The 6694-nt window shown below is 54.0% G+C and carries 9 protein-coding genes; 7 read left to right on the top strand and 2 right to left on the bottom strand.

The genetic code is table 11. The features are described from left to right. Positions 1-154 precede the first annotated feature (154 nt). Genes tsaE through DPV68_RS10235 form a run of 5 tightly spaced genes read left to right on the top strand, consistent with a single transcriptional unit; the run spans position 155 to position 3311 of the window. Complete coding sequence (gene tsaE, locus DPV68_RS10255) at positions 155-604, top strand: tRNA (adenosine(37)-N6)-threonylcarbamoyltransferase complex ATPase subunit type 1 TsaE (protein WP_114166732.1); 450 nt, start codon at positions 155-157, stop codon at positions 602-604. Continuing rightward, positions 601-1257, top strand: coding sequence for a tRNA (adenosine(37)-N6)-threonylcarbamoyltransferase complex dimerization subunit type 1 TsaB (gene tsaB / locus DPV68_RS10250; RefSeq protein ID WP_114166731.1), 657 nt, complete (start codon positions 601-603; stop codon positions 1255-1257). The genes tsaE and tsaB overlap by 4 nt, the downstream gene beginning before the upstream one ends. Beyond that, positions 1250-1735 (top strand): ribosomal protein S18-alanine N-acetyltransferase, encoded by a 486-nt coding sequence (rimI, locus tag DPV68_RS10245; RefSeq protein ID WP_114166730.1) that lies wholly within the window; start codon positions 1250-1252, stop codon positions 1733-1735. The genes tsaB and rimI overlap by 8 nt, the downstream gene beginning before the upstream one ends. Continuing rightward, complete coding sequence (gene tsaD, locus DPV68_RS10240) at positions 1707-2729, top strand: tRNA (adenosine(37)-N6)-threonylcarbamoyltransferase complex transferase subunit TsaD (protein WP_114166729.1); 1023 nt, start codon at positions 1707-1709, stop codon at positions 2727-2729. Before rimI ends, tsaD begins: the two co-directional genes overlap by 29 nt. Before the next feature lie 18 nt (positions 2730-2747). Further along, on the top strand, positions 2748-3311 hold the full coding sequence (locus DPV68_RS10235; protein ID WP_232819596.1) for a hypothetical protein: 564 nt from the start codon (positions 2748-2750) through the stop codon (positions 3309-3311). Positions 3312-3361: 50 nt separating this feature from the next. On the opposite strand, the gene DPV68_RS10230 is transcribed toward DPV68_RS10235, so the two are convergent. Beyond that, positions 3362-3769, bottom strand: a complete 408-nt coding sequence (locus DPV68_RS10230; RefSeq protein ID WP_114166727.1) for a hypothetical protein — start codon at positions 3767-3769, stop codon at positions 3362-3364. Continuing rightward, entirely contained in the window at positions 3766-5667 is a 1902-nt protein-coding gene (locus DPV68_RS10225; RefSeq protein WP_114166726.1) for an ABC-F family ATP-binding cassette domain-containing protein, read from the bottom strand. Before DPV68_RS10225 ends, DPV68_RS10230 begins: the two co-directional genes overlap by 4 nt. 149 nt (positions 5668-5816) lie before the next feature. Here DPV68_RS10225 and DPV68_RS10220 point away from each other — a divergent pair, with 149 nt between their 5' ends. Further along, entirely contained in the window at positions 5817-6473 is a 657-nt protein-coding gene (locus DPV68_RS10220) for a redox-sensing transcriptional repressor Rex (protein WP_029596207.1), read from the top strand. After that, positions 6473-6691 carry a twin-arginine translocase TatA/TatE family subunit gene (locus DPV68_RS10215; protein ID WP_034781411.1) on the top strand — a complete coding sequence of 73 codons (219 nt, stop codon included), beginning with the start codon at positions 6473-6475 and terminating at the stop codon, positions 6689-6691. Before DPV68_RS10220 ends, DPV68_RS10215 begins: the two co-directional genes overlap by 1 nt. Positions 6692-6694: the final 3 nt, after the last annotated feature.

Raw genomic sequence — 6694 nt, 5'->3', positions numbered from 1 at the left:
CGGGCTCATAACCCGAAGGTCGTTGGTTCAAATCCAGCCCCCGCAACCAATTTTTTCAATGAGATAGCGAAACGATGACGTTTCGTGTTTTTTTTTGCGTAAAATTGAGTGTACAATGAGTACGTATCGCTAGAACTACTAAAGGAGAAACATCATGTATACATTGATTACCCATTCTGCGGCCGAGACGCAGGCGGTGGCAGAAAAACTCGCTACGCTCGTCAAAGCCGGAACGGTCATAACGTTGGACGGGGACCTTGGTGCCGGCAAGACGACGTTCACCCAAGGCTTTGGTAAAGGCCTAGGTGTCACGCGTAACGTCAACAGCCCGACGTTCACGATCATGAAACAATACCAAGGGCGCTTGCCGCTCTACCATATGGACGTCTATCGTCTCGAAGACACGGGGGACGATATCGGCCTTGAAGAATACATCAACGGTGATGGCGTCGCCATCGTCGAATGGTCGAACTTGATCGAATCGTCACTGCCGACGGAACGGATCGCTATTACGATCGAGCGGATTGGGGACGAGGAACGTCAACTGACATTCGTACCCGTCGGCGACACGTACGATGCGCTCGTGAAGGAGGTGCTCGCATGAAACAACTCATGCTTGACACGTCGACGACACGTCTATCTGTCGCCTTGAGTGAGCATGGGCAGATTCAAGCCGAGGCGACGGTCATGGTCTCGAAAAACCATGCCGTCACACTTATGCCGATGATTGAACAATTGATGAATGCGGTTAAATGGACACCGACCGAACTCGAACGCATCGTCGTGACGACAGGACCAGGTTCATACACGGGGATTCGCATCGGTGTCACGACAGCCAAGACGCTCGCCTATACACTGCAAATCCCGCTCATCGGGGTCTCGGCACTCCGTCTCATGGCGGCGGCCCCGAATACGGAGCTCCCGGTCGTATCGCTCATCGATGCCCGTCGTGGCAATGCCTATATCGGGCATTATCAACAGAACGAGGCCGTCACACCAGACCGTCACGCCTCGGTCGCTGCTTGGCTTAAAGCCAACATCACAGGACCGTTCGTCGTCGTCGGCGACGTCGAGCCGTTCCGCGATGTACTCGCATCTTACGATTATATCGAAGCACCGGCTGCACATAGTTACGGCCGGGCGAGCGATCTCGTCGCCTTAGGTGAAGTCACGAATGATATCCATGCGTTTGAGCCCGAGTATCTCCGTCTTGCTGAAGCGGAAGCGAAATGGCTCGAGGGACAAAACAATGGCTGACATTAAAATCCGGCGCATGAACTGGCTCGACGTCGAAGAAGTGACCAAAGTCGAAGAAGCTTCGTTCGCTATCCCATGGACGAAAGAAGCGTTCATGAACGAGATGCTCAAAAATGAGCAGGCCGTCTATTTTGTCGCCGTCCATGAACGTCGCGTCGTCGGGTTCGTCGGCGTCTGGCAAATCGTGGACGAGGGGCATATCACGAACATTGCCGTTTTACCGGAATATCGCGGGCGAGGTATCGGCAATCTGCTCTTGACGCAACTCGTTGAATTCGCTCGCTCGAAGTCACTCGCGGCGCTCACGCTCGAAGTGCGCGTCTCGAATATCGGTGCCCAAAAGTTGTATGAACAGTTCGGGTTCGAAAATGCCGGACGTCGGAAACGCTACTATCAAGACAATAATGAAGACGCCTATATTTACTGGGCAAAGTTAGGAAGTGAAACAGATGGACACATCGCTCATCCTCGCGATTGAGTCGAGCTGTGATGAGACGTCCGTTGCGCTCGTGCGTGACGGTAAGACGCTTTTATCGAACGTCGTCTCGTCGCAGATTGAAAGTCATAAACGGTTCGGTGGGGTTGTGCCCGAGGTCGCTTCGCGTCACCACGTCGAACGGATCACCTACGTCATCGATGACGCCCTCAGTGAAGCGGGTGTGACGATGCAAGACGTCGACGCCATCGCGGTCACGCAAGGACCGGGTCTTGTCGGGGCACTCCTCGTCGGAATCAGTGCGGCCAAAGCGCTCGCTTTCGCCCATAATAAACCGCTCATCGGCGTGCACCACATCGCCGGACATATCTATGCGAACGAACTCGTCGAGGAGATGGAGTTCCCGCTCGTCTGTCTTGTCGTCTCGGGCGGGCACACGGAACTCGTCTATATGCCCGAGCACGGTGTGTTCGAAGTCATCGGTGAGACACGTGACGATGCGGCCGGAGAAGCATATGACAAAGTCGCACGGACGCTCAGTCTGCCTTACCCAGGTGGACCTGCCATCGACCGTCTCGCAGCCGATGGGAAAGACACGTACAAGTTCCCACGGGTTCGGCTTGAAGCGGGAAGTTTCGATTTCAGCTTCAGCGGGCTCAAGTCGTCGGTCATCAACGCCGTCCACAACGCCGAACAGCGCGGGGAGACGGTCATCCCTGAAAACTTGGCGGCTAGCTTCCAAGCGAGTGTCGTCGAAGTGCTCGTCGAGAAAGCGATTCGTGCTGTGAAAGAAAAAGGCGCGAAACAACTGCTCGTTGCAGGTGGCGTTGCGGCCAACCGTGGACTCCGCACTGCGCTCAAAGAAGCGACGGACCGCGAAGGCATCTGCCTCGTCATCCCACCACTTGATCTATGCGGAGACAACGCCGGTATGATTGGGGTCGCGGCACATCACGCGTATGTGCGCGGAAAGCGCGATACACTGGCAATGAATGCGGTTCCTGGGTTATCCTTAGAAGAGAGCATGACAGTCTAGGGGGAAACTATACAGATGATGAAACGCATAATCATTGGAGGTCTTGTCGTACTGCTCGTCGTCGCGACGTTTTTGCAAGTACGGGAGATCATCCGCGCTTATAATATCGCCTATCAAGAAGAAATCGTGCCGAAAGCGACACGCGTCCGGTCGCTCACGGGAGCGGAATCGCTCGAAGGCATCGGCCGGGTCACGGGTGAGAACACGCTCGTCGAGACGTTGTATGGCTATAAGAGCCTAGACGATCAAAATATCGAAAGTGTCATCGTCGTCGACCGCAACCTCGGCGTTCAGCCGAAAGCGAGCGACGCATATTATGAGATCGCACCGGGACGAGAAGCGACCGAAGAAGAGGCGGCGAAGTTTGAGGACATCGTCAACGAGTTTGACGAACAGCAACTGTTCGCCCAAGTGATCTCGACGCATGAGGCAAAATATGTGACGAACCGTGAGGAGACGCTCACGTTCTATAAAGTGTTCGTCCGTGACGTCGATACGAACGAGTACGTGTTTTTCATCACGGAAGACGGCATCAAGCTCGACTTCCACACGCGCGGTTTCCAACCGCTGCGTTACTTCTAAACGTAAAACAGGGAAGCTAATCTCCATCATGGAGAACGGCTTCCCTGTTTTTATACGTCCGGATGACGTTTCTTTTGTTTATACCACATATTCACCCAACTCACGATAAAGACGATTAAAGCGAGCACCCACATGAGGAGCGTCGACTGATAGAAGTGGCCCCATACCGAGCCGGGCGTGTAAAAGCTGTGCACGGTCACATCGACCGGCCAGACGACGAGGCGGATAAAGAGCGTGCTCATGAGCAGACCGCTCAACAAGCTGATGACAATCCCGCTCCACGTCTGGATGATGAAGCCGATGACGACCGGCAGGAAATAAAACAGGAACGACGGGACGACGGTTGGTTCCCCACGAATCAGTTCGGATACGTACTCCGTCCCCGTCGGCACGATGTAGGCGAGACCAGTCAGGAAGGCGTGCATCCATTCGATTCGCATCGCACGGAATCGCATCATGAATGGAGCTCCTCCCATTCTGCATACAGCGCCGTGATCGATTCTTTCGTCGCGTCGGACTCGGTCGACAGTTCCTGTGCCCGGGCGAAGTCGTTGAAGACGTCCGGTTCACACAACAGTTGCTCGATTTCTTCGAGCCGGGCCTCGTGTTGTTCGATCGTGAGTTCGATCTCCTCGATCCGTTGTTTCATCCGGCGCTCCTCGCGTTGTTGTTCCTTGTCGGCGCGCTGCTTTTTGACGATGACTTGTTTCGTCTCTTCACGGGCGAGTCGGGCCAGTTCTTCAAGTTCTTCTTTCTTCTCAACGTAATACGAGTAATCGCCGAGGTATTCGTCGATGCCGTTCGGTGTGATCTCTAAGACACGTGTCGCGAGCCGGTCGATGAAGTAACGGTCGTGGGAGACGAACAGGATCGTGCCCGGATAGTCGACGAGGGCGTTCTCGAGGATCATCTTCGAGTCGAGGTCCAAGTGGTTTGTCGGCTCATCCAAGATGAGCAAGTTCGGTTGCTCGAGCTTCAACTTGGCGAGCGTCAAACGGGCCCGTTCCCCACCCGACAATTCGTGGACACGTTTCATGACGTCGTCACCGCTGAACAGGAACTGACCGAGCAGACTCCGCACTTCTTGTTCGCGCATGAGCGGCCAGTCGTTCCAAATCTCGTCGATGACGCGGTTGGCGTCCGACAAGTTCTGTTGTTCCTGGTCGTAGTAACCGATCTCGACGCCGGTGCCGTAGCGGATGTCACCGGTGAGGGCCGGCTGTTGTTTCGTCAACACTTTTAGGAGCGTCGATTTGCCGACCCCGTTCGGACCGACGAGGGCGACTGATTCACCGCGCTGTAGTTGGAAGCGGAGATGCTGGGCGATCGGCTCCTCATAACCGATGGCGAGGTCGCTGCCGCTCAACACGTCGTTCCCGCTTTGGCGTTTGATTTCGAACGAGAGGACGGCACTGCGCTCGTCACCGTCCGGAGCGTCCATCCGGTCGACTTTCTCGAGACGTTTGCGGACGCTCTGGGCCCGTTTCGTCGTCGTCGCCCGGGCGATGTTGCGCTGGATGAAGTCCTGCATCTTGGCGATCTCTTCTTGTTGCGACTCGAACTGCTTCTTCTCTTGCTCATAGATCGCGGCCTTCTGTTCGAGATATTTCGTATAGTTGCCGACGAAGCGACGGCTCCGGTGGCGTGACAGCTCGTAGACGACCGAGACGACGCGGTCGAGGAAGTAGCGGTCGTGGGAGACGATGAGGACGGCGCCTTTATAGCCGCTCAAATACTTCTCGAGCCAGCCGAGCGTCTCGATGTCCAAATGGTTCGTCGGCTCATCTAAGATGAGCAGGTCCGGACTCTGGAGCAGCATCTTCGCGAGGGCGAGGCGGGTCCGTTGTCCACCAGAGAGCGTATCGATGCGGCGCTCGAAGTCGTCCGGATAGAAGCGCATCCCGTGAAGGACGGAGCGGATCGTCGCCTCGTATTGATAGCCACCGCGGTCTTTGAACGTATGCTGTTCTTCATCATAAGACGACAGCAGGCGCTCATAGGCGGCCGAATCGTTCAAGATGCGCTCAGATCCCATGTCTTGTTCCATGCGGCGGAGCGTTTTTTCCTGTTCAATTAAATCGGTGAAGACGGTGAGCATCTCGTTCCAAATCGTCTCGTTCGACTCTAACCCCGAGTCTTGGGCGAGATAGCCGATCGTCACGTCTTTCGGCTTCATGATGTCGCCCGAGTCATAGTTGTATTCCCCGGCAATGACTTTGAGCAGTGTCGACTTGCCGGCACCGTTTCGGCCGACGAGGGCGACGCGTTCGCCTTCTTGTATTTCAAATTTGACGTTCTCTAAAATCGGCTCGACGCCGAATGATTTCGATAAGTTATTGACTTGCAGTAGGATCAAGTGAAAAAACCCCTTTCTCTCTATTTAGTATACTTTATTTCTTCCCCATTTCAGGTATATTCATTGAGTGGTCATGTGAATTCGTTTACAATCAAGGTGTATGACATTAGATTCGTTTGAAACGCGTCGTAAAAAGGAGGCTCTTTCCGTTGAGTCAAAACGAACCAAAGATTCCACAAGCGACAGCCAAACGGTTGCCACTATACTATCGGTTTATTCAAAGCCTGCATTCATCAGGAAAACAGCGTGTCTCTTCTGCTGAACTGAGTGAGGCGGTCAAGGTCGATTCGGCCACGATCCGTCGTGATTTCTCGTACTTCGGTGCGCTCGGTAAAAAGGGATATGGCTATAACGTACAGTATCTGTTAGACTTTTTCCGTAAGACACTGAATCAGGACGAGATTACGAACGTCGCCTTGGTCGGGGTTGGTCATCTCGGGACAGCTTTCGTCAACTATAACTTCCTTAAAAACAATAACACACATATCGTCGTCGGGTTCGACGCAGACGAGACAAAAGTCGGCACGACGATGTCCGGTGTCCCGATTCATCACGTTGATGAGATGGAACAGATCATGAAGCAAAACAAGATTGACGTCGCCATTTTGACGGTACCGTCTGCCTATGCACAGCCTGTTGCGGATGACTTGGTCCGCTTCGGCATCAAAGGCATCTTGAACTTCACGCCGGCGAGGCTTACTGTGCCGGATACGGTCCGCGTCCATCATATCGACTTGTCGATCGAACTCCAGTCGCTCATTTACTTTATGCAACACTATCCATCTGCTGAGGGGGTCCATCAATAATGGAATTACTATTATCGTCACTCGTCGTCGGTATTCCAGGCGGAGCAAGTCTGTTTGTCATCGCGATTATCGCGCTCATCATCTTCGGGCCGAAGAAATTGCCTGAGTTCGGCCGCGCCGCTGGACAAACGCTCCGTGAGTTCAAAAATGCCACGAGTGGCATGATGAACGAACATGATGAGAAAGACAAGAAAGAAATTGAGAAGAAAGAGCAGTAAGCG

The sequence above is a fragment of the Exiguobacterium sp. TNDT2 genome, assembly GCF_003331145.1.
GTDB lineage: Bacteria > Bacillota > Bacilli > Exiguobacteriales > Exiguobacteriaceae > Exiguobacterium.
This window is presented reverse-complemented; position numbering and strand designations above follow the sequence as displayed.

What these genes read in the sequence shown, in the direction of transcription:
- DPV68_RS10230 (WP_114166727.1), bottom strand. Translation starts at nt 3,769, where the DNA reads ATGATGCGATTCCGTGCGATGCGAATCGAATGGATGCACGCCTTCCTG.
- DPV68_RS10215 (WP_034781411.1), top strand. Translation starts at nt 6,473, where the DNA reads ATGGAATTACTATTATCGTCACTCGTCGTCGGTATTCCAGGCGGAGCA.
- tsaB (WP_114166731.1), top strand. Translation starts at nt 601, where the DNA reads ATGAAACAACTCATGCTTGACACGTCGACGACACGTCTATCTGTCGCC.
- tsaD (WP_114166729.1), top strand. Translation starts at nt 1,707, where the DNA reads ATGGACACATCGCTCATCCTCGCGATTGAGTCGAGCTGTGATGAGACG.
- tsaE (WP_114166732.1), top strand. Translation starts at nt 155, where the DNA reads ATGTATACATTGATTACCCATTCTGCGGCCGAGACGCAGGCGGTGGCA.
- DPV68_RS10235 (WP_232819596.1), top strand. Translation starts at nt 2,748, where the DNA reads ATGAAACGCATAATCATTGGAGGTCTTGTCGTACTGCTCGTCGTCGCG.
- rimI (WP_114166730.1), top strand. Translation starts at nt 1,250, where the DNA reads ATGGCTGACATTAAAATCCGGCGCATGAACTGGCTCGACGTCGAAGAA.